Raw genomic sequence first — 21254 nt, 5'->3', positions numbered from 1 at the left:
AAACCCACCTCTAGCCGTTTTTCAACCATTGTTGGTTGTGCTAAAATAAACATCACAAAATTTATTATAAGCGGTGATACCGATGAAAGATAGTCAAGCTGTAGAAGAGATGATTCAACTTATTAAGGCATGGGACCCTTTTCAATATGGAGAGGACTTTTATGAAACGGAGCCTGCTGACGTCATCAGTGCATTATACGACGCAGAAGACTCTTTATCTTTAGCAAAAGACATTCAAGCCATTTATCATCACTCATTTGAGCAGCTCCTGCCTTTCGAAAGCTGTCAACATATAGCGAATCAGCTTTTCGTCATACGAGACAGCAGCTCCTGCACACGCTAAGACAGGCTGAAATGTCCGATTTGATCAGACACAAAGACCGGATTTTCCTCAGGAACGAGGTGTCCGGTTTTTTTTAATGCATGCAAGGTCGAGTTTGGCAGATCCTTGTGCAGTCTTTCTCCTATTTGAATGGGAACGATCCGATCTTCCTCACCCCAAATGAGCAGCACTGGTGTCTCCATTTTCTTTAGGACATCCGAGGTCAAATCGCCTTCCCGGTGCCGAATCAAGCGGAAAATTCCTCGGAAAATTTGATCATCAGAAAAAGGCTTTAAATATCCGTCCACCATCTCTTGATCAATGATGGAATGATCATGTACAACAGCGGTTAAATTTTTCATTATGCCTTGCTTCAAGAGCTTTCTTTTGAGATAGAGATAAAAATAAGGAATATATGTGCTGTAAACAAGCGATCTCTTTGATTTATTTAAATACCCTGAGCTGCACAAAAGTACCGCCTTTTCAAATAGGTCTGGCCGTTCAGATGCAGCGTATAAAGCAATTTGGCCGCCCATCGAATGACCCACTAGGATCGCATGCTGAATCTGCAAGTAACCAGCTAGCTCAATAATGATCTTTCCCATGTTGCGATAGCTGTAAATAAACGTATTCGACTTCTCGGACTGTCCAAATGGCGGCAGATCGATTGCAATTAAATTGAAGTCTTGTTTCAGAAGCGGGATGAGCTTTCGATAGCTGAAGGTAGAAGAGAAGAGTCCGTGAATTAAGATCAATGTTTTCTTCCCCTTATTTGGATAGTGCTCATAATAGATATCTAAACCGAATTTACTTTTCATATAAGCTGGCTGAACAAAGTCCACACTCATCACTCCGATACTTGATACTCTCTCTGTTAGGTGACTGTATTGTACCCTAAAAAGTGGATTTTAAGCTATGGTTAGCATCTTTTCCCTGCTTAGCATAATGGGAAAAACGTGCTATAATGTTCAGAAGATTTTTTAAAACTAGCTTTTTACAATCTGAGGTGTGAAATCAAATGAAACTAACAGAAAAAGAAACTGAAATATTAGAGATTTTAGATGAAAACAGCCGTGCCGATTTAAATACAATTGCAAAAATGGCAGGCGTGACAACAGAAGAAGCAGAAGCGATTATTCAAAAACTTGAAGATCAAAAAGTCATTATTGATTATTCAACCATGATTGACTGGCGTAAAGTAGATGGTCACGAAGGCGTCACAGCAATGATTGATGTCAAAGTGACACCAAAAAGAGGCGTAGGATTTGATGAAATTGCTGAACGTATTTATCGCTTTCAGGAAGTGGAGTCTGTCTATCTCATGTCAGGTGTTTATGATCTATCTGTTGTGATCCGCGGAAGATCTATGTCTGATATTGCCCGCTTCGTGTCTGAAAAATTATCGACACTTGATTCCGTGGTTTCAACAACTACCCACTTTATTTTGAAGAGATATAAACATGATGGGAAAGTGTTTGAAACAGGAGACGATGACAAAAGAATCGTGGTGTCACCATAAATGAAAAAGTCTTATTTATCTGAAACGGTACAAAGCATTCAGCCGTCAGGTATTCGGAAATTCTTTGATTTGGCAGCCACAATGGAAGGGGTCATTTCCCTCGGTGTCGGCGAGCCAGATTTCGTGACAGCTTGGAATGTCAGAGAAGCAAGTATTATGTCATTAGAACAAGGGCTTACCTCTTATACGGCGAACGCAGGGTTGTTATCTTTGCGAAAAGAACTGAGCCATTATTTATATAAGCGGTTTCACATTGACTACAGTCCTGAAGAAGAACTTATTATCACAGTTGGCGGAAGCCAGGCACTTGATTTGGCCTTTCGTGCGATTTTAAACAGCGGGGATGAAGTGATCATTCCAGAGCCTTGTTTCGTAGCATATGGGGCCCTTACGACACTTGCAGGCGGAGTACCTGTTTATTTAAGTACCTCGGCTGAAAAAGATTTCAAAGCAGACTCGGCGGATCTGCGCACGAAGCTGACGCCTAAGACAAAAGCGATCCTGCTTTGCTCACCATCAAATCCAACTGGCTCTGTCTATTCAAAGGAAGAGCTTGAAGATATTGCTCATTTTGCAAAAGAGCATGACCTTCTCATTATCACGGATGAGATTTACGCAGAGCTGACGTACGATGAAGCTTTTACAAGCGTGGCGGCAATTCAAGATATGAAGGAAAGAACGATCCTGATTTCAGGCTTTTCAAAAGGGTTTGCCATGACAGGCTGGCGCTTAGGATATGTGGCAGCACCACCTGTACTGCGCGATGCTATGCTGAAAATACACCAATATTCTATGATGTGTGCGCCCGCTATGGCACAATATGCAGCAGAAGAAGCTTTGAAAAATGGGCTTGAAGATGTAGAGAAAATGAAGAAAAGCTACAGAAGGCGCCGTAATTTGTTTGTCGGCTCCTTGAATGAACTGGGGCTTGCATGCCACCAGCCAAACGGCGCATTTTACGCTTTCCCGTCCATTAAAACGACGGGCATGACGTCAGAACAATTTGCCGAGGAGCTGCTCCTGAGTGAAAAAGTAGCCGTTGTCCCTGGTAATGTCTTCGGGCCGAGTGGTGAAGGTCATATTCGCTGTTCATATGCTTCGTCTCTTGACCATCTTCAGGAATCACTTTCAAGAATCCAGCGCTTTTTGCAGGAACGACAAGTGAAAGAAGAAGCACCTGTCATCTAAAATAAAAAAAGGCATCAATCCATTAGGACTCATGCCTCTCAAATTAGGGGGGAATACTAGAAAGCATTCTTGTTTTCAGGTATTCCCCCTTTTGAACTGATCTAAACCCAATTAAAAAATATTTTGCGTAACTGACCGTTCTATGATATAGTTTTTAATTGCGTATAAACGAATATTAAAACATTTATTTAGGAGTTGTTATCATGGCGACAAAGTTTGAAGTAGGCAGTGTTTACACTGGTAAAGTAACAGGATTACAAGCGTATGGTGCGTTTGTTGCATTAGATGAAGAAACTCAAGGACTTGTGCATATTTCTGAAGTAACACATGGCTTTGTAAAAGACATCAACGAGCACCTTTCAATTGGTGACGAAGTACAAGTAAAAGTTCTTTCTGTTGATGAAAAAGCAGGTAAAATCAGCCTTTCTATCCGTGCTACACAAGATGCACCTGAAAGAAAAGAAAGCAAACCAAAGAAACAAAGACCACAGCAAGTGAAAGAAGAAGCTGCTCCACCACAAGGTTTCAATACACTTAAAGATAAACTTGAAGAGTGGATTGAGCAATCTAACCGTAAAGATCTTATCAAGAAATAAAAAAAGCACCGCTTCAAACGGTGCCTTAGGCTGCCTCGTATAGGCGGCCTTTTTTATGTCTTTTTGTTTAGCGAACCTCTGGATTCGGCTCGTCACGGCGAACAGCTTCTTCGCTTGGCTTGAACAATAGACCAAGGTTAACAAGACCTGCAATTCCAACAAGACCATAAATAATACGTGATAATGCAGAGCCTTGTCCGCCAAAGATCGCTGCTACTAAGTCAAATTGAAAAAAGCCGATTAGTCCCCAGTTAATAGCACCGATAATCGTGAGCACGAGGGCAATACGCTGAATAGCACTCATCGTGATTCCTCCTTTCGCTACAGCATCAATACATTTATATTTTGCAGATTTTTAGCCAAACTATGCGTAAGAAAATGGATTAAAGCAAATTACTTTACTTTTGGAATGATTGAGGCGCATAATGTAGCGCGAGGAGGAGATCAAATGGATCGATTTACTTATTGGAACCCAACGAAATTAATGTTTGGAAAGGGAGAAGTATCAGCCCTTTCAGATGAACTCAAACACTACGGAAAAAACGTATTACTTGTATATGGTGGAGGCAGTATTAAACGAAACGGCCTTTATGACCAAGTTGTCAGCATCCTAAAAGAATCAGGAGCTGCAATCACTGAACTTGCTGGTGTTGAGCCAAACCCGCGCTTAACAACAGTAAGAAAAGGGGTTGAGCTTTGCAAAGAGAACAACGTTGATTTTATTTTGGCAGTCGGCGGCGGCAGTGTCATTGATGCAACGAAAGCGATCGCAGCTGGAGCGAAGTACGATGGAGATGCTTGGGATATCGTGACGCGTAAGCATGTCCCAATGGAAGCTATTCCGTTCGGTACTGTGTTAACACTTGCTGCAACAGGTTCTGAAATGAACTCTGGATCAGTGATCACAAACTGGGAAACAAATGAGAAATATGGCTGGGGAAGTCCAGCAGTCTTCCCTAAATTCTCTATTCTTGATCCAGTGAACACATTCACTGTGCCAAAAAACCATACGATTTATGGCATGGTTGACATGATGTCACATGTGTTCGAGCAATATTTCCATCACACGGAAAATACACCTTATCAAGACCGTATGTGTGAAGGGCTTCTTCGTACGGTCATTGAAACAGCACCGAAGCTGATCAACGATCTAGAGAACTATGAGCTGCGTGAAACCATCTTATTCACTGGCACAATTGCGCTCAATGGTATGCTGTCAATGGGGGCACGCGGTGATTGGGCTTCTCATAACATTGAGCATGCGGTATCTGCTGTTTATGATATCCCTCATGCCGGCGGACTTGCGATCTTGTTCCCGAACTGGATGAAGCATGTCATTCAGGAAAACCCAGGCCGCTTTAAACAATTAGCGGTACGTGTATTCGATGTGGACCCCGCGGGCAAAACAGACGAAGAAGTGGGCTTAGAAGGAATCGACAAATTGTCAGCTTTCTGGACAAGTCTTGATGCACCAAACCGTTTAGCGGACTATGATATCAACGATGAGAAAATTGATTTAATTGCAGACCGTGCAATGGCACGCGGTGAATTTGGTCAATTTAAAAAGCTAAACAAAGAAGATGTTCTAGCCATTTTGAATGCTTCTTTATAATCGAACAACCAAAAGATAGCTGCTTTCGAGCAGTTATCTTTTTTTGAGTTCGACGTGTACATATGTTAAAGTAGTCTTTCATGTTTTTGGATATATACGCTGTAAGGAGATGTATCAACAGATGGAAAATTTTATTTACTATAATCCAACGAAATTAATGTTTGGAAAAGGACAACTAGAAGGACTAAAGAGCGAACTCGCTCGTTATGGAAAACGAGTGTTACTTGTATATGGTGGAGGCAGCATTAAGAAAAATGGTCTTTATGACAATGTGATCAGCGCGTTAAATGAAGCAGAAGCTGAAGTATTTGAGCTGTCAGGTGTTGAACCAAACCCGCGCCTTACCACAGTGGAAAAGGGAATCGACATCTGCCAAAATGAAAAAATTGATTTCTTATTAGCTGTTGGCGGCGGCAGTGTGATTGACTGTACAAAAGCGATTGCAGCCGGAGCAGAGTATGACGGAGATGTGTGGGACATTATCTCAAAGAAAACAACCGCTCAAAAAGCATTGCCGTTTGGCACAGTGCTGACACTTGCGGCAACTGGTTCAGAAATGAATCCAGACTCTGTCATCACAAACTGGGAAACAAATGAAAAATATGTGTGGGGCAGTTCAGTCACTCATCCTGCTTTTTCCATTCTAGACCCTGAGCATACATATTCTGTGCCAGAAAACCAGACGGTGTACGGCATGGTCGATATGATGAGCCACGTCTTCGAGCAATACTTCCATAATGTAAAAAACACGCCGCTACAGGATCGAATGTGTTTTGCTGTTCTTCAAACAGTCATCGAGACAGCACCAAAACTGCTTGAAGACTTACAAAACTATGAGCACCGTGAAACGATCCTTTATGCAGGAACGATCGCTTTAAATGGCACGCTGCAAATGGGCTACTTTGGAGACTGGGCGTCCCATACGATTGAGCATGCGGTATCGGCTGTCTATGACATTCCGCATGCAGGCGGACTTGCCATCCTCTTCCCAAATTGGATGCGTCATACACTCGATCACAATGTGGAACGCTTTAAAAACCTCATGCTGAACATGTTTGACATCGAGACAGAAGGAAAATCAGATCGTGATATCGCATTAGAAGGCATCGACAAGCTGTCAGCCTTCTGGACAAGCCTCGGTGCACCAAGTCGTTTAGCGGATTATGACATTGGTGAAGATCAGCTGGACAAAATTGCCGACATTGCGGCGAAAGAAATGGAATACGGTGGTTTTGGTAACTTTATGAAACTTGGTCGTGATGACATTCTTTCTATTTTGAAAGCTTCTTTATAATCCTGCTTGCCGTTTCTCATAGAGAGAAACGGCTTTTTGCTATGCCAGTGACGATCACTTGATTTCAATAGCTAGTTCCGCTAAAGTGAAAGGGACAGAACTAACGTAATGGAGGGCTTACAAGCGATGACACATATTCAATTTGACTACTCGAAAGCGTTACCTTTCTTTCAAGAACATGAGCTTACATATTTAAAAGATTTTGTGAAGGTGGCCCATCATAATATTCATGAACAAACGGGTGCAGGCAGTGATTATTTAGGCTGGGTTGACTTACCGAAGCAATATGATCGCGAAGAATTTGCCCGCATTAAAAAAAGTGCAGATAAAATTAAGTCTGACTCTGATGTCTTGCTTGTTGTCGGAATCGGCGGCTCTTATCTCGGCGCACGTGCGGCGATTGAATTTTTGAACCACTCTTTCTATAACACGCTGCCAAAAGGCAAACGCAAGACGCCGCAAATCATCTTTATTGGAAACAACATCAGTTCTTCTTATTTAACAGATGTGATGAATCTATTGGAAGATGCAGATTTCTCTATTAACGTCATTTCAAAATCTGGAACAACAACAGAGCCAGCGATTGCGTTCCGCATCTTTAAAAAGCTCCTCATTGAAAAATACGGTGCTGAAGAAGCGAAAAAACGTATTTATGCGACAACTGACAAGGCACGCGGTGCACTGAAAACATTAGCAACTGAAGAAGGCTACGAATCATTTATCATCCCTGATGATGTAGGTGGACGCTATTCTGTATTAACAGCAGTTGGTCTATTGCCAATCGCTGTGAGCGGTGCAGACATTGATCAGATGATGGAAGGGGCGGCAAAAGCAAGCGAAGACTTCGCTTCATCTGAGCTTTCTGAGAATGCGGCATACCAATATGCTGTCGTCCGTAATGTCCTTTATAATAAAGGCAGAACGATTGAAATGCTGATTAACTATGAGCCAGGCCTGCAATACTTTGCAGAATGGTGGAAGCAATTATTCGGTGAAAGTGAAGGAAAAGATGAAAAAGGAATTTATCCTTCATCTGCGAACTTCTCAACAGATCTTCATTCACTTGGTCAATATGTTCAAGAAGGAAGAAGAGACTTGTTTGAAACAATCGTCAATGTAGACAAACCTCGCCATGAGCTTGTCATTGAAGCAGAAGAACAAGACCTTGATGGCTTGAACTATCTAGCAGGAAAAACGGTTGATTTCGTTAATAAAAAAGCATTTGAAGGAACGATGCTTGCTCATACAGATGGAAAAGTACCGAATCTTATCGTCACAATTCCTGAGATGGATGCTTATACATTCGGATACCTCGTTTACTTCTTTGAGAAAGCATGTGCGATGTCTGGATATCTACTAGGCGTCAATCCATTCGACCAGCCTGGAGTAGAAGCTTATAAAGTGAATATGTTTGCTTTATTAGGAAAACCAGGCTTCGAAGAGAAAAAAGCCGAGCTTGAAAGCCGTCTAAAACAATCGTAAGAATGAAAAAGCACACCTTTTGATAAGGGTGTGCCTTTTTTGTTTTCTCATGGTTCCTGTGCAAGCTTCCTCATGCTCTGTACATAGAATAATGAGTAGAGGAGAGTGAAACATGAGAACGAATCATATTTACATTCACGATATTTCTGGCCAGGCAATCGTCAACTTTGGCAATGTCGGACGTATTTGTTCTATGAGTGCTGTCAAAGATACTGAAGGTGCTGGCAGTGTGAACGAGACGAATCAATCAATTATCCAATCAAAGCTTATTTGATGCTGCTTTTACAAACAATGTACAAATCACGAGGGGCAATGTATGAATTCCTCTCTTTAACGAACCCTATTATACAAAAAGGAGGGTTTCGTATGATTCATGTACCATCCAGGCTGCCTGGTGAAAGCTTTTCACTTTACCATTTAGAAGAGACCATGAAGCCGCTCGGTTATGTCATTAATGGCAACTGGGATTATGATCACGGGTACTTTGATTATAAAATTGATAACCGTGATGGCTATACTTTTCTCAGAGTTCCTTTTACAGCCGAAAAAGGCCAGCTGGATCAGCCAGGCGTTGTGGTGAAAATGGGAGATCCATTTCTCTTAAAGCATGTATATCAAGATAAGTTAGATGATCATGCGATGGTTGGAAATGTGGGAGCATCCTTTAACCAATTCCAAGAACCAAAAGAGAAAGATGGAGATGTATCAAAAGCTTATACTGAGATTGGCTTTTCACTCGTCAAGGAATTAGAAGACGCACTGCTTTAAAGGCTGATCAGTTCATCCTCTGGATGAAGCTCATATCCAAAGGGAGGATTCATCATGGGTCCTTCTTTTTTTTGTACACCGACAATGATCACATGATGCTCTAAAAAGTGATGGAGCACTGTTAAGAATGTTTCTCCGGCTAACGAAGCTGGAACCGGTATGATGGTGACGTGTTTATGCAAGGTCATATGGCTTTTTTTCTTTAACGCTTTGAACTGTTCCTTTAGAAGAAAATGTTCGACCATTAAATGATTGACTGCATCAGAGGTATGAATGACTTGATTGGCTCCAGCACGCTCGGCATTTTTCACGTAACGATCTGTTAAGATTTCAATTAAACAGTATAGCGAAGGGTTTAATCCTTTTGCTGCAAGTAATGTTAAAACACTCTGCATATCAGCTGTCACTTCATTTTCGTGCTGATCTGCGGTAATCATCAGTGCATCTGCACCGGTAATATTGGCTTTGCGAAGTGTGACATCTTCGGTGCCATGCCCTTTAATAAAATGAACATTCTCTAAAAGTGGCCCTTCCTTCAAGGAGTCATCAATCAGCACAATCGGCATAGCTGGATCAATTGTTTGAAACGACTGAAGCAGTTTGTTCGTTTTCTCATTCCAGCCGACGATAATGAGATGTCCTTTCCCTTTAAAGGCGACCTTTCCTTCTACATAATGGTGCTGCTTGCTGAACACAGCGGCGGCAAGCGTGGCGAAATAAGCTGTGACAAAGCTTGCGCCGATCAAAATCAGAGCCATACCCGCTACTTGTCCAGGCATGGTTTGCGGCACAAAATCACCATAGCCTACCGTAGAGACTGTAATGAGCGCCCACCAGATCCCATCAAAGATCGTATGATACTGCTTCGGTTCAAGCAAAACGATTAATTGTCCAAAAAAAAGAAGCAAGAAACAGATGATGATGGCAATTCGAAGATAGAGTGGCCACCTTAGCCAAGCGATAAAGATACGATTTGATTTCATCGGACTCTTCCTTTCAGGAGACTGCTAATGTCAGTATGCCCGATTGAGGAACATTTTTTCATCTTCGTCATGTATTGAAACAGATCCCATATCTTAAAATAAGAGAGAAGAAGGAGGGAATGCGAATGTCGTTCGTTCAAAAGACCGTACTTCTTTTTATCGGTGCGCACTTTTTATCATCAGCTGTGATCTTGCTCGTGTTTGACTTAAATGCTGTGAATCATTTTATGAGTGATTTTTCTTGGCTGCACTTTTTTCAAGACCTATACGGAACGGTGACCTTTTATACAGCATGCTTAGGTGTGTTCTTCTTTTTTATTGGCGCAGTTGTTCCCCTTAAAAAGACCTAGTGCTTTTTTCTGTACACGTTACATAAAAGTCATTAAAATTGTAAATAAATATATAAAATAAAAAGGAAGCTGATGAGCATGCTGTTTTTTTATTTTTTAACTTTTGCCGCATTGGGATTATCATTTTGGGCACAATTTAAAGTAAAGAATAATTTTGAAAAGTATTCAAAGGTTGAAGCATCCAGTATGAAAACAGGTGCGGAAACCGCTCGACATATTTTAGATCGCAACGGGTTATATGACGTGCCTGTTGAACCGGTAAGAGGAACTTTGACTGATCATTACGACCCGACGCAGCGTGTGGTTCGCTTATCTGAACCTGTGTACTACGGTCATTCCATATCGGCCATTTCAGTCGCATCACACGAGGTTGGACATGCCTTGCAGCATCAGGAATCCTATGGTGCGCTTGTCTTGAGACATAAGATCTTCCCTGTCGTGAACTTTGCATCTGGTGTTGCCCCGCTTCTTTTCCTTGGAGGAATCTTGCTCGGCAGCCTTAACTTAATCGGGCTTGGGATCATTTTGTTCTCAGCGGCTGTGTTTTTTCAGCTTGTGACATTGCCTGTCGAGTTTAATGCAAGTTCTCGTGCAAAAGATATCATTGTTTCAGAAGGAATCATTAGAAGCAGTGAAGAAAGAGGCGTGAACAAGGTGTTAAATGCTGCAGCTCTTACGTACGTCGCAGCTGCCCTTGTCTCCTTGTTTGAATTGCTCCGTTTTGTAATGATCTTCCTAAATGGCCGTAATGATTAATTGATGCCAGAGGAGGTGAGCCCTTACCATTGTTAGGTAAGGGTTTTTTTGTATATTTTAAACGTATTTTTAGTCATATTACTTATTGCTGCGACAGCATTTTTTGTTGTCACTGAATTTGCGATTGTGAAAATTAGAGGCTCTAAAATCAATCAGCTGATTGAAAGCGGTGATAAGAGAGCCATCCACGTACAAAAGCTCATATCAAATCTCGACGAATATTTATCCGCCTGTCAACTCGGAATTACCATCACCGCTTTAGGCTTAGGGTGGCTGGGCGAGCCGACGGTGGAACATTTTCTGCATCCGCTGTTTGAGGAATTAGGGCTTCATTCCGCATTAACCGACATCCTATCGTTTATCATCGCATTTGTGATCATTACGTTTTTACATGTCGTTGTGGGAGAACTGGCGCCTAAAACGATTGCCATTCAAAAGGCAGAGGCCGTCAGCCTTGTGACAGCAAAGCCACTCATCTTTTTCTATAAAGTCATGTACCCGTTTATTAAAGCATTAAATGGGGCGGCACGAGGCATTGTGAAATTATTCGGTTTTCATTCTGTCAAAGAACATGAAGTGGCGATCAGTGAGGAAGAATTGCGTCTCATTTTATCTGAAAGCTATGAGAAGGGCGAAATTAACCAATCTGAGTACAAATATGTGAATAAAATTTTTGAATTTGATAACCGGGTGGCGAGAGAGATCATGATCCCTCGTACAGAAATTTCAGCCATAGAGGTTGAACAGACGCTTGAAGACATGACGCATTATATGCTGAACGAAAGATACACACGCTACCCTGTTATTAAAGAAGACAAAGATCATGTGATTGGTGTCATCAATAGCAAAGATGTGTTTAAGGCGAGCTTCCTGAATCAAGATGTGACGATTGAAGACTTAATGCGTCCGGTGATTCGGGTGATTGAAAGTACTCCTGTTCAAGAATTGCTCATTTTGATGCAAAAGGAACGAATTCATATGTCAGTGCTCGTAGACGAATATGGAGGAACAGCCGGACTTGTCACAGTAGAGGACATTTTAGAAGAAATCGTGGGCGAAATTCGGGATGAATATGATCAAGATGAAACACCTCATATCGTCAAAAAAGGTGACTTCCACTATGTAATGGATGGGAAAGCCTTGATTGATGAAGTAAATGATTTATTGGATTTAGCCATTGAGAATGATGATGTTGATACAATTGCTGGCTGGATGATGACACATAAATTTGATTTTGAGATTGGAGATACGATTGAAGCAGAAGGCTGTGAATTTACCATCATAGATGCAGAAGACCATCATATTCGGACCATTGAAATCAAAAAGGTTCACTTTTTCTAAAAACCTCGTAACACTTGACGAGGTTTTTTTAGTTGGTAAACTTTAGGTAAGAGAATGCCTTCTGCCGATAAGCAGTGATTTATTTCACATAAAAAGGGTATGGTGGTTTTATAGAAATGACAAAAAGGAGCCGCTCATATGAAAAAAATCAATGTACAAACAGACAGACGCGATGAGATGATCGACGTGACGAACGAGATCCATCAATATGTCAAGGAAACAGGTATTCAAAACGGAACCGTCATTGTCTACTGTCCTCATACGACAGCAGGGATGACCATTAATGAAAATGCGGACCCAGATGTGAAACGAGATATGCTCCGCCGGCTTGACGAAGTCTTTCCGTGGGAACATCCGAAGGACCGCCATATGGAAGGAAATACAGCCGCACATATGAAAGCGAGCTATATGGGTGCTACGCAGCATGTTCTCATCAATCATGGTGATCTTGTACTTGGCACGTGGCAGGGAATCTATTTCTGTGAGTTTGACGGGCCGAGACATCGCCATTTTTATATACAGGTGTCTTCAAACGAATAAGAGATGGGGGAAATAAATGGGAGATATCACGAAATTACTGCAAATCAAATATGGAATTATTCAAGCGCCAATGGCAGGAGGAGCCGTGACATCGCAGCTGGCAGCCGCTGTTTCACAGTACGGGGGACTTGGCAGTTTGGCAAGTGGATATGTGCAGCCTGACAATTTGAGGCAGCAGATCAGACAGGTCAAACAGCTGACAACTCGCCTGTTTCAGGTCAATGTATTTGTACCAGAGCCAATTCCTGAAGTCAAACAAGAGGATGTGGCATTTTGGGAGAAGAGACTGCCTGCATGTCCAGCAGCTGATAGGCTGCCGAGCGAAGAGGAATTGTGGGATGATTTTGAACAGAAAATCAACATTATTCAGGAAGAAGACGTACCGGTCGTTTCCTTTACCTTCGCTTGTCCAAATGAACAAACGATTCATCGCTTAAAACAAAAGGGGATCTTTTTAATTGGAACCGCCACAACAAAAGAGGAAGCACTGCTTTTAGAGGAAAAAGGGATGGATGCCATTGTTCTGCAAGGAAGTGAAGCAGGGGGTCACCGAGGTACCTTTTTACCTGCAAAAGGAGATGCCCTGGTGGGACTCTTTAGTCTGATCTCTGACGTCAAGCCGCTCTGTCATGTGCCATTGATCGCCGCAGGCGGGATCACAGAACGAGCAGGTGTGAAAGCCGCTCTAGCGCTTGGAGCGGATGCGGTTCAAATCGGCACACGATTTTTAGCCAGCCAGGAAAGTGCTGCGGCAGACGTATACAAAAAGGCGATTTTACAGGCAGAAAGCAGTGAAACAAAGATCACGAAGCTTTTTTCTGGGAAAAGAGCAAGAGGAATTGTGAATCAGTGGATGGAGGAAGAAAGACAGAATGAAGATAGGGTTCTTCCTTATCCGGTTCAGCATGTATGGACGACACCGATGCGAAAAGCAGCCGCGGCTGCAGGAAACCCTGATCAAATGGCTCTTTGGGCAGGACAGGGCGTTAGCCGTATTCACTCGATTTTAACCGTTGAGGAGATCATGCATGAACTGACGCACATATAAAATCATGTTGGGTGGTGTGAAAGGATGGACATGTTGGTTTGATGAATTTCCGCACTCTTCTGCCGTCCTTACGCCCATTCGTCATTACTATTTTGTTCGTTACGTAAAATGGAGCCGGCACGATCCGCCGGTCACAAGAAAAGACTTAGAAAAAATGGAGATCCTTGCGAACACGATGCTTGGCACGCTGCAAGATTATCGTAAACGCAAGGCATATAAAAGCCCCTTGTCATAACCAATAGACAAGAGGCTTTTTTTAGCTGCCAAACATTTGCCTGAGATAAATCACATCCATCCGGGTGGTCTGCGGCAATAGATAAGCAGATTGAACAGCACCTGGCCGCCTTCTCTTATTCAATTTGTCGATAATTTCTGCCGCTGTTAAAATCCCAAGTCCATGTCCGTAATATTGATCTTCTCCTAAGTAAATCACATTTTCCCCGCGCCACTGTGACTGCTGATAGCTAAACTCTGGATTTTCAAAATATAAGCAATCCCCATAGATAAAGTCATTCCCGCGTTCTGTATAAATCGACAATGTATCATAATGCCAGTCATACAGGGTTAAGCTGCGAAGCCTTCGGTTAAACTTCTCCTCTCCTACCGTTTGCAAGACCCCCATATAAAATACGATCACAATGGCTGTGGCACATTCAAATGCATATTGTGAGCCATTTTCAAAAATGTCTTTAATTCCTCTAGATGGTTCCACTTGATAGCGCAGCTCTAGTGCTCCTGCTTCCGATACACGCCAAAAGGCATCATTTGCACGAGATTTTTGGAAGATGGCAAATGAGGCACCACTTTTATGCAAATCTCTTGCAGCATTCATAATGTTCGATCTCAATGTGACCTCAAATAACAAATCAGATGCTTGCCTGTAGCGGAACGTATCATTTGAGGCTTGTAACTGCATCAAAATGATCCGCTTTTGTCCCTCTAGCTGAAATGAAGCCAGCTGCTCATTTGTCACTGGCTGTCCTGAAAGAATAATCATATGAAAAGCGCCCCCTTTTGTATTAGCGTATGCAGGATGCTTGGGCAAGGAATCAATTTGTGAAAATAAACAAAAAGGCATCCTTTTTATTTGAAAAACATGAAAATAATATGAAGATGTCCGATATATAACATATCGTTTAAAAGGAGGAAAAATATGAAAAATGCAATAAAATGGTTGAAAAAACCATCGATTTCTAAGAGACTGATTATTTCATTCACGCTCGTTCTTGTCTTGCCAATTATTACACTCAGTACGATTTCATATCAGATTGCCAAAGAAGAATTAGATCATGAAATCATGTACGGAGCAAACACAAGAGTCAATGAACTGAATGACATGATTCAGCAAAAGCTTATGAATAAGGAAAACGCAGTAAAACTCTTTACTGAAACATCTACTGCTGCAGACTTTAAGAAGAACAACCAGGACAAGCTGTATGAGCATTTCGAGATATACAGTAAAATCAATGAAGATGATGTGGTTGGCTTTTATGCAGCAAGTAAAAAGCGTGATTTCATTCAGTTTCCTAAAGTAGACATGCCAAAAGGCTATGATCCAACAACACGCGATTGGTATCAACTAGCTATGCAGGATGAGAGTGGTAATCCAGTTGTTACTAATCCATACATCTCTGCCACAACAAACGGCATGGTTGTCACGATTGCCCAGCGTCTGAAGGACGGGTCGGGAGCGATCGGAATTGACATTGATGTGCAAGACATTGTCGATAAAATAAAAGAGATTAAAATTGGACGACAAGGATATCCAATTATTGCGAATAAAAATAAACAAATTGTGGCTCATCCAGAAGAAAAGTCAGGATCTAAGGTCACTGAAAATATTTCATCTATCCTTTACAGCGGAAAAGAAGGAACGTCAACTTATGAGAATAAAGGAGAACAAAAGCGTCTTGTTTTTGTGACAAATGATTTAACAGGTTGGAAAATTGCTGGAACGATGTTTGTATCAGAAACAGAAGAAGCAGCACAGCCAGTTTGGAATTCTGCCATTATTCTTTTAATTTCTTCATTTATCCTTGGCGGCGTTGCGATCTTCTTTATCGTTCGATCCATCACAATTGGACTTCGAAAGCTTGTTGATTTCTCAAACAAAGTGAGTGAAGGGGATTTAACCGAAACCCTTGAAACCAAATCGAAGGATGAAATAGGAGAGCTGACAAGAAGCTTTAGCAAAATGAGTGAATCCCTCCGTGACGTCATTCGAGCGGTACAGCAATCTGTCGACAATGTGGCTTCCGCTTCCGAGGAGCTGACGGCAAGTGCCAGCCAAACAAGTCAAGCAACCGAGCATATCACGATGTCGATTGAACAATTTTCAAATGGAAATGAAGCACAAAACGAGAAAGTCGAATCTAGTACGAATCAGCTTGTGGCAATGAATGAAGGATTACAAGACATGTCACATACGTCATCAGAAGTGGCTGCTGTCTCACTTCAATCGACAGAGGCGGCTGGTCAAGGTGGCCGAATTGTTGAAAGCACAGCGAGCCAAATGAAACATATTGATACATCTGTACAAGAAGCAGAACAAGTCATGAAACAATTAGAATACAAGTCTAAAGATATTACGAGCATTTTAAATGTTATTAACGGCATTGCAGATCAAACGAATTTACTTGCGCTAAATGCAGCCATCGAAGCAGCAAGAGCAGGTGAATCAGGACGCGGCTTCTCCGTCGTTGCAGAAGAAGTGAGAAAACTAGCTGTCCAATCCGCAGATTCAGCGAAAGAAATTGAAAAGCTCATTCAAGAAATTGTGTTAGAAATTGCTAAATCTCAAGATATGTTCAAAACGGTCAATCGAGAAGTACATGCAGGACTCGGTATGACAGAAGAAGCAAAAGAAAGCTTCCAGAACATTTATGAGGCGGCAGAAGGAATGTCGAAAAAACTGACTCAATTAAACGATACAGCGATTGATCTATCGAGCGGTTCAAAGCTTGTCTCACAAGCTATGCAGGAGATGCGCCAAGTCTCTAGAGAAAGTGCGGCAAACATTCAGGACATTGCGGCTTCTGCTGAAGAGCAGCTTGCATCTATGGAAGAAATCTCATCTTCTTCTGTGACACTTGCTAACATGGCAGAGGAACTAAAAGAGCTCACAAGTCAATTTAAAATTGATTAAAAAATGATGAAAAAATACCCAGAATTGTCTGGGTATTTTTTTTATGTTTAAACATCGTTTTCAGCCTGTAAAAATAAACCTTTCATCCGATAATAACTTTAGAGAAGTAAAGGGGGAAAGAGAAAATGGGGAAAATGATCCAATGGTTAAAAAAACCATCCATTTCAAAAAAATTAATTATTGCCTTTTTGGTAGTCCTTATCCTGCCAACCACTGCACTGACAATTAGTGCATTTTTTACATCAAAGACAGAGCTAGACAAACAGATTATGGGCAGTGCGATGAGTCAAGTCAATGCATTTGATACCTTAATCAATGAGAATATAGGAAACAAAGCAGATGCTGTGACCCTGTTTACAGACTCACTCAAAGCGTCTAATCTCCAAGAAAAAAATAGAAATGCGACCATTAAAGAATTGCAGCAATTTGGAAAAATTAATGAAAAAGATGTTTCTGCTATCTATGCAGGCTCCGAAAAGGGATTGTTTATGCAATATCCTGTTCAAAAGATGCCTGATGGCTACGATCCAAGAGAGCGTCCATGGTATCAAGAGGCACTCAATGCAGAAAACGGCAAACAAGTCATCACAAAACCATATGTAGCAGCATCTACAGGCAAAATGGTCATCACCATTACTCAAAAAATGAAAGATGGTTCAGGTGTTATTGGACTTGATATGGAAATTGACACCCTGCTTCAAAAGTTAAAAGAAATCAAAATTGGGCAAAAAGGCTATGCCTTCATCATGGAGAGAGATAAAACAGTTTTAGCAGATCCGACCCAAAAGCCAGGAAGTCAGGTAAATGAGAATCTGGCGAATATTATTTTTAAAAACAAAGAAGGAAACGGCAGCTACACACTCAAAGGAATAGATAAAAAGGTTGCGTATGTGACCAATGAATTAACCGGCTGGAAAATCGGTGGAACGATGCTCGTATCAGAAGTAGAAGATGCAGCAAAGCCCGTTTTCAATACAGCCATTATTGTGTTCAGTGTGACACTTATCGTAGCAGGTACCCTTATCTTCTTTATCGTCCGCTCTATATCTAAAAGATTATCCAACCTTGCCCGCTTCTCGAAAAAAGTCAGCGAAGGTGATTTGCGCGATAAGCTTGAGATCCAATCAGATGACGAAATTGGACAAGTTGGGAAAGGCTTTAATACAATGATTGACTCATTAAGAACCCTCATTGGTGCCGTTCAAACCTCAGTCGAAAATGTCGCTTCTTCATCAGAAGAACTGACCGCCAGCGCAGGGCAAACAAGTAAAGCAACAGAGCATATTACACTAGCCATTGAACAATTCTCCAATGGAAATGAAAGTCAAAATGACAAAGTCGAATCCAGCTCAGACGAGTTAGAGGAAATGAACCGAGGACTTCAGCACATGAATGAGTCGGCTGAATCCATTACTGCTTCATCGATCAAATCAACAGATATCGCAGGGGAAGGCGGACAGCTTGTGGAAAAAACCGCTTCTCAAATGAATGTCATTGATCAATCCGTGAAAAAAGCAGAGAATGTCATCAGCGCTCTTGAAAGTAAATCAAAAGACATTACACAAATTCTAGGTGTCATCAATGGAATCGCTGACCAAACGAATTTACTTGCGCTAAATGCAGCAATCGAAGCAGCAAGAGCTGGGGAATCTGGCAGAGGCTTCTCTGTTGTAGCAGAAGAAGTAAGAAAACTGGCTGTTCAATCAGCCAATTCGGCGAAAGAAATCGAGAATTTGATTAAAGAGATCGTTCAAGACATCGATGTATCACAGGAAGTATTCACTGCGGTGAATCGAGAAGTTCAATCAGGCTTAAGCTTCACTGAACAAACAAGAGCCAGCTTCCATAATATTTTCGAAATGACAAAAGAAATTTCTGACCAGCTTCAAACGATGAATCAAACGGTTATCCAGCTTTCAAATGGCTCTGCCCATGTGTCAGAGGCTGTCCGTGAGATTGCAGACGTCTCACGTGAAAGCTCCGCAAACATTCAAGACATTGCGGCTTCAGCGGAAGAACAGCTGGCATCAATGGAAGAAATCAGCTCATCCTCTGCTACGCTCTCATCAATGGCAGAAGAATTGCGTGATTTGATCAGCAAATTTAAAGTCGAATAGACATAATGAAAAGAGCCCTTCAGCTAGAGGGCTCTTTTTTCATTAAATAAATCAAAAGAAATAGGTTAATTTACTCGTTTTGATTAATTTAAGAACATTGAGTCTTGAAAAATAATTCGTATTACCTAAGAATAGAAGGGAAAGACCACAAATCATAATTCAAAAGGAGTAGAGTCATGAAAAAAATCAACTTTTTTAAGCACTTTACAATGTCGAAGAAATTAATTACTGCATTCTTAGCGATTCTCCTAGTGCCAATTCTCGTATTGGCAGCATTTTCTTATGAAGTGGCCTCAAAGTCTCTCAATGATGAGATTATGTCTAGTGCTGCAAATGGTGTTCAGCAATTAAACGAACTCATTAATAAAGATGTACAGCCTAAAATTGATATCGTTTCCTATTTAGCCAAATCGGTGAAAAAGAGTGAATTGGCTTCTAAAAACAAGGATTTACTCAAGGTAAAATTAGAGCAATTATCGGAAACAGATGAAGATGTGGTGGAAGTATTCATTGCAGATCAAAATGGTAAACTAACCGAATATTCCAAGATTCACAAAGGTAGTGCCTCGAGCGCAAAAAACGAATCGTGGTTTCAACAATCGATGGGAGATGAGAAACTCATCATTTCAGATCCTTTTGTCGACAAGTCATCAGATGACCTGCTCATCACAATATCAGAACAATTAGCAGATGGTTCTGGTGTGATTGGGATCAATGTGCGCTTGAACACGATCGTGAAAGATACAAACAGCATCAAAATTGGCAAAGAAGGCTATGCGTTTGTCGCGACTGCAGATCAGCATTATATTGCCCATAAAACAGACAAGCCTGGGGCGAAATTGACAGGTGATTTCATCTCGAAATTGTATGATAAAAAACAAGGCAGCTTCAAATATGAATACAATGGACAGCCGAAGCAAATGTTTTTTGACACAAATGAAGCAACAGGCTGGAAGCTTGCTGGAACAATGTATACGGGCGAAGTCAAAGAAGCTGCACAGCCAGTTCTCGACTTAACAATGATCATACTGGCAGCTGCGATGGCCATAGGCGGAATCGCGATTTATTTTATTATTAAATCGATTCGAAAGCCACTGATAGAGCTCTCTGAATCGGCTGAGAAAATCAGTCAGGGTGATCTGACCCAGCATATTGAAGTTCGTACGCACGATGAAATCGGGAAGCTTGCGCAGAGCTTTAACGAGATGTCAGCAAAGCTGAAACACGTCATTCAAGCTGTTCAGAATTCCATTGAAAATGTGGCCGCCTCTTCTGAAGAATTAACAGCAAGTGCAGGACAGACCACCCAAGCGACTGAGCATATCACAACGTCTATTGAACAGTTCTCAAACAGCACTGAACACCAAAATGATATGATCGAAAAAAGCTCAGTCCAGTTGAACGAAATGGATCGCAGCTTATCCCATATGGTCGATACGACCTCACATATGATGGAATCGTCGATTGATTCGAGCAAAACGGCTCAGGCTGGTGGAGAACTCGTTCAAAAAACAGCAGGTCAAATGCAAACCATCGAGCAGGCAGTGAAAGAAGCAGAGCTTGTTATTCAAGGCTTAGAGCAGAAATCAAAGGATATTACTAACATTCTGGGTGTCATTAACGGCATTGCTGACCAGACCAATCTCCTTGCTTTAAATGCTGCGATAGAAGCCGCTCGGGCAGGAGAAGCAGGCAGAGGTTTCTCTGTTGTTGCAGAAGAAGTTCGTAAGCTGGCAGAGCAATCAGTAAGCTCTTCAAAGGAAATTGAAAGCCTGACGAACGAGATTGTGGAGGAAATTGAAAAGTCACAGAAAATGTTTAAACAAGTAGCAGGTGAAGTACAAGCTGGATTAAACATTACAGATGAAACGAAAGTCAGCTTTGAGAAAATCACCGATAAAACATCAGAAATGACAGAACAAATGAAACAAATGAACGGAACCGCCAAAGAACTCTCGCATGGCTCAAATGATATTTCACATGCGGTGAATCAAATCAAAGAGCTTTCAAGAGAAAGTTCCGCAGGCTTCCAAGATATCGCAGCATCCGCAGAAGAACAGCTGGCATCTATGGAAGAGATCAGCTCATCCTCTGCCACGTTATCTCAGATGGCAGAAGAGCTAAGAGAGCTCATTAAACAATTTAAAATGTAAGAGATATAGGGAAGCACCTGACGTTTTGACGTCAGGTGTT

General features: G+C 41.6%; 22 protein-coding genes and 3 pseudogenes. 21 read left to right on the top strand and 4 right to left on the bottom strand.

Annotated elements, in window-relative coordinates:
- The first annotated feature begins 82 nt into the window (after positions 1-82).
- Entirely contained in the window at positions 83-343 is a 261-nt protein-coding gene (locus MKZ03_RS14455; protein ID WP_003213422.1) for a YugE family protein, read from the top strand.
- Here MKZ03_RS14455 and MKZ03_RS14450 read toward each other — a convergent pair.
- Complete coding sequence (locus tag MKZ03_RS14450; protein ID WP_034659788.1) at positions 340-1164, bottom strand: alpha/beta fold hydrolase; 825 nt, start codon at positions 1162-1164, stop codon at positions 340-342. The genes MKZ03_RS14455 and MKZ03_RS14450 overlap by 4 nt on opposite strands.
- Positions 1165-1340: 176 nt before the next feature.
- Between MKZ03_RS14450 and MKZ03_RS14445 the strand changes: the two genes are divergently transcribed.
- The 3 genes from MKZ03_RS14445 to yugI all read left to right on the top strand — a co-directional run bounded on the left by MKZ03_RS14445 (position 1341) and on the right by yugI (position 3625).
- The gene (locus MKZ03_RS14445; RefSeq protein WP_003213765.1) at positions 1341-1841 is read left to right on the top strand and encodes an Lrp/AsnC family transcriptional regulator; all 501 of its coding nucleotides are present in this window, start codon (positions 1341-1343) and stop codon (positions 1839-1841) included.
- On the top strand, positions 1842-3029 hold the full coding sequence (locus MKZ03_RS14440) for an aminotransferase (RefSeq protein ID WP_307500169.1): 1188 nt from the start codon (positions 1842-1844) through the stop codon (positions 3027-3029).
- 203 nt (positions 3030-3232) lie between these two features.
- On the top strand, positions 3233-3625 hold the full coding sequence (yugI, locus tag MKZ03_RS14435) for a S1 domain-containing post-transcriptional regulator GSP13 (RefSeq protein ID WP_307500168.1): 393 nt from the start codon (positions 3233-3235) through the stop codon (positions 3623-3625).
- A 67-nt stretch (positions 3626-3692) separates the two neighbouring features.
- On the opposite strand, the gene MKZ03_RS14430 is transcribed toward yugI, so the two are convergent.
- Positions 3693-3929, bottom strand: a complete 237-nt coding sequence (locus MKZ03_RS14430) for a DUF378 domain-containing protein (protein ID WP_003212952.1) — start codon at positions 3927-3929, stop codon at positions 3693-3695.
- A 144-nt stretch (positions 3930-4073) separates the two neighbouring features.
- Between MKZ03_RS14430 and MKZ03_RS14425 the strand changes: the two genes are divergently transcribed.
- The 5 genes from MKZ03_RS14425 (at position 4074) to MKZ03_RS14405 (ending at position 8781) form a co-directional block, all read left to right on the top strand.
- Entirely contained in the window at positions 4074-5237 is a 1164-nt protein-coding gene (locus MKZ03_RS14425; RefSeq protein ID WP_341032214.1) for an iron-containing alcohol dehydrogenase, read from the top strand.
- 121 nt (positions 5238-5358) lie between these two features.
- The gene (locus tag MKZ03_RS14420; RefSeq protein ID WP_034659782.1) at positions 5359-6531 is read left to right on the top strand and encodes an iron-containing alcohol dehydrogenase; all 1173 of its coding nucleotides are present in this window, start codon (positions 5359-5361) and stop codon (positions 6529-6531) included.
- 126 nt (positions 6532-6657) lie between these two features.
- Complete coding sequence (locus MKZ03_RS14415; RefSeq protein ID WP_340973628.1) at positions 6658-8013, top strand: glucose-6-phosphate isomerase; 1356 nt, start codon at positions 6658-6660, stop codon at positions 8011-8013.
- A gap of 112 nt (positions 8014-8125) precedes the next feature.
- Positions 8126-8287, top strand: coding sequence for a hypothetical protein (locus MKZ03_RS14410; RefSeq protein WP_307500165.1), 162 nt, complete (start codon positions 8126-8128; stop codon positions 8285-8287).
- A gap of 92 nt (positions 8288-8379) precedes the next feature.
- The gene (locus MKZ03_RS14405; protein WP_034659780.1) at positions 8380-8781 is read left to right on the top strand and encodes a YugN-like family protein; all 402 of its coding nucleotides are present in this window, start codon (positions 8380-8382) and stop codon (positions 8779-8781) included.
- Here the strand turns inward: MKZ03_RS14405 and MKZ03_RS14400 are convergent.
- Positions 8778-9764 carry a potassium channel family protein gene (locus tag MKZ03_RS14400; protein ID WP_106043645.1) on the bottom strand — a complete coding sequence of 329 codons (987 nt, stop codon included), beginning with the start codon at positions 9762-9764 and terminating at the stop codon, positions 8778-8780. The genes MKZ03_RS14405 and MKZ03_RS14400 overlap by 4 nt on opposite strands.
- A 125-nt stretch (positions 9765-9889) precedes the next feature.
- On the opposite strand from MKZ03_RS14400, the gene MKZ03_RS14395 reads away from it, so the two are divergent.
- The 6 genes from MKZ03_RS14395 to MKZ03_RS14370 all read left to right on the top strand — a co-directional run bounded on the left by MKZ03_RS14395 (position 9890) and on the right by MKZ03_RS14370 (position 14034).
- The gene (locus MKZ03_RS14395) at positions 9890-10114 is read left to right on the top strand and encodes a hypothetical protein (RefSeq protein ID WP_095285849.1); all 225 of its coding nucleotides are present in this window, start codon (positions 9890-9892) and stop codon (positions 10112-10114) included.
- A gap of 81 nt (positions 10115-10195) precedes the next feature.
- Positions 10196-10870 carry a zinc metallopeptidase gene (locus MKZ03_RS14390; protein ID WP_041816317.1) on the top strand — a complete coding sequence of 225 codons (675 nt, stop codon included), beginning with the start codon at positions 10196-10198 and terminating at the stop codon, positions 10868-10870.
- Between the two features lie 48 nt (positions 10871-10918).
- Positions 10919-12211 carry a hemolysin family protein gene (locus tag MKZ03_RS14385; RefSeq protein ID WP_034659775.1) on the top strand — a complete coding sequence of 431 codons (1293 nt, stop codon included), beginning with the start codon at positions 10919-10921 and terminating at the stop codon, positions 12209-12211.
- A gap of 138 nt (positions 12212-12349) precedes the next feature.
- Complete coding sequence (locus MKZ03_RS14380; RefSeq protein WP_106030421.1) at positions 12350-12751, top strand: secondary thiamine-phosphate synthase enzyme YjbQ; 402 nt, start codon at positions 12350-12352, stop codon at positions 12749-12751.
- Between the two features lie 16 nt (positions 12752-12767).
- Positions 12768-13799: a nitronate monooxygenase gene (locus tag MKZ03_RS14375; protein WP_341032209.1), complete on the top strand. Its 1032-nt coding sequence runs from the start codon at positions 12768-12770 to the stop codon at positions 13797-13799.
- A 16-nt stretch (positions 13800-13815) separates the two neighbouring features.
- Entirely contained in the window at positions 13816-14034 is a 219-nt protein-coding gene (locus MKZ03_RS14370; protein ID WP_341032208.1) for a hypothetical protein, read from the top strand.
- A gap of 21 nt (positions 14035-14055) precedes the next feature.
- Here the strand turns inward: MKZ03_RS14370 and MKZ03_RS14365 are convergent, their stop codons facing one another.
- On the bottom strand, positions 14056-14796 hold the full coding sequence (locus tag MKZ03_RS14365; protein WP_307500160.1) for a protein-glutamine gamma-glutamyltransferase: 741 nt from the start codon (positions 14794-14796) through the stop codon (positions 14056-14058).
- 156 nt (positions 14797-14952) lie between these two features.
- On the opposite strand from MKZ03_RS14365, the pseudogene MKZ03_RS19045 reads away from it, so the two are divergent.
- The 6 genes and pseudogenes from MKZ03_RS19045 to MKZ03_RS19020 form a co-directional block, all read left to right on the top strand.
- A pseudogene (locus tag MKZ03_RS19045) lies at positions 14953-16002 on the top strand (cache domain-containing protein); the annotation flags it as partial.
- On the top strand, positions 15994-16944 hold the full coding sequence (locus MKZ03_RS19040; protein ID WP_370876321.1) for a methyl-accepting chemotaxis protein: 951 nt from the start codon (positions 15994-15996) through the stop codon (positions 16942-16944). The pseudogene MKZ03_RS19045 and the gene MKZ03_RS19040, both read left to right, overlap by 9 nt.
- Before the next feature lie 125 nt (positions 16945-17069).
- Positions 17070-18116: pseudogene (locus MKZ03_RS19035) on the top strand (cache domain-containing protein); the annotation flags it as partial.
- Positions 18111-19061, top strand: a complete 951-nt coding sequence (locus MKZ03_RS19030; protein WP_370876320.1) for a methyl-accepting chemotaxis protein — start codon at positions 18111-18113, stop codon at positions 19059-19061. The pseudogene MKZ03_RS19035 and the gene MKZ03_RS19030, both read left to right, overlap by 6 nt.
- 176 nt (positions 19062-19237) lie before the next feature.
- Positions 19238-20272 (top strand): annotated as a pseudogene (locus MKZ03_RS19025) (HAMP domain-containing protein); the annotation flags it as partial.
- Positions 20267-21214 carry a methyl-accepting chemotaxis protein gene (locus tag MKZ03_RS19020; protein ID WP_400559803.1) on the top strand — a complete coding sequence of 316 codons (948 nt, stop codon included), beginning with the start codon at positions 20267-20269 and terminating at the stop codon, positions 21212-21214. The pseudogene MKZ03_RS19025 and the gene MKZ03_RS19020, both read left to right, overlap by 6 nt.
- Positions 21215-21254: the final 40 nt, after the last annotated feature.

Source organism: Bacillus sp. FSL R5-0431 (assembly GCF_038002985.1).
In the GTDB taxonomy this organism is placed as follows: domain Bacteria; phylum Bacillota; class Bacilli; order Bacillales; family Bacillaceae; genus Bacillus.
The sequence above is the reverse complement of the archived record's forward strand: the minus strand, read 5'-3'. Positions and strand labels throughout refer to the sequence as shown.

Coding starts and splice junctions, on each gene's coding strand:
- MKZ03_RS14440 (WP_307500169.1), top strand. CDS start 1,842: ATGAAAAAGTCTTATTTATCTGAAACGGTACAAAGCATTCAGCCGTCA.
- yugI (WP_307500168.1), top strand. CDS start 3,233: ATGGCGACAAAGTTTGAAGTAGGCAGTGTTTACACTGGTAAAGTAACA.
- MKZ03_RS14410 (WP_307500165.1), top strand. CDS start 8,126: ATGAGAACGAATCATATTTACATTCACGATATTTCTGGCCAGGCAATC.
- MKZ03_RS14445 (WP_003213765.1), top strand. CDS start 1,341: ATGAAACTAACAGAAAAAGAAACTGAAATATTAGAGATTTTAGATGAA.
- MKZ03_RS19030 (WP_370876320.1), top strand. CDS start 18,111: ATGATTGACTCATTAAGAACCCTCATTGGTGCCGTTCAAACCTCAGTC.
- MKZ03_RS14395 (WP_095285849.1), top strand. CDS start 9,890: ATGTCGTTCGTTCAAAAGACCGTACTTCTTTTTATCGGTGCGCACTTT.
- MKZ03_RS14400 (WP_106043645.1), bottom strand. CDS start 9,764: ATGAAATCAAATCGTATCTTTATCGCTTGGCTAAGGTGGCCACTCTAT.
- MKZ03_RS14375 (WP_341032209.1), top strand. CDS start 12,768: ATGGGAGATATCACGAAATTACTGCAAATCAAATATGGAATTATTCAA.
- MKZ03_RS14420 (WP_034659782.1), top strand. CDS start 5,359: ATGGAAAATTTTATTTACTATAATCCAACGAAATTAATGTTTGGAAAA.
- MKZ03_RS14415 (WP_340973628.1), top strand. CDS start 6,658: ATGACACATATTCAATTTGACTACTCGAAAGCGTTACCTTTCTTTCAA.
- MKZ03_RS14455 (WP_003213422.1), top strand. CDS start 83: ATGAAAGATAGTCAAGCTGTAGAAGAGATGATTCAACTTATTAAGGCA.
- MKZ03_RS14405 (WP_034659780.1), top strand. CDS start 8,380: ATGATTCATGTACCATCCAGGCTGCCTGGTGAAAGCTTTTCACTTTAC.
- MKZ03_RS14380 (WP_106030421.1), top strand. CDS start 12,350: ATGAAAAAAATCAATGTACAAACAGACAGACGCGATGAGATGATCGAC.
- MKZ03_RS14425 (WP_341032214.1), top strand. CDS start 4,074: ATGGATCGATTTACTTATTGGAACCCAACGAAATTAATGTTTGGAAAG.
- MKZ03_RS14430 (WP_003212952.1), bottom strand. CDS start 3,929: ATGAGTGCTATTCAGCGTATTGCCCTCGTGCTCACGATTATCGGTGCT.
- MKZ03_RS19040 (WP_370876321.1), top strand. CDS start 15,994: ATGAGTGAATCCCTCCGTGACGTCATTCGAGCGGTACAGCAATCTGTC.
- MKZ03_RS14365 (WP_307500160.1), bottom strand. CDS start 14,796: ATGATTATTCTTTCAGGACAGCCAGTGACAAATGAGCAGCTGGCTTCA.
- MKZ03_RS19020 (WP_400559803.1), top strand. CDS start 20,267: ATGTCAGCAAAGCTGAAACACGTCATTCAAGCTGTTCAGAATTCCATT.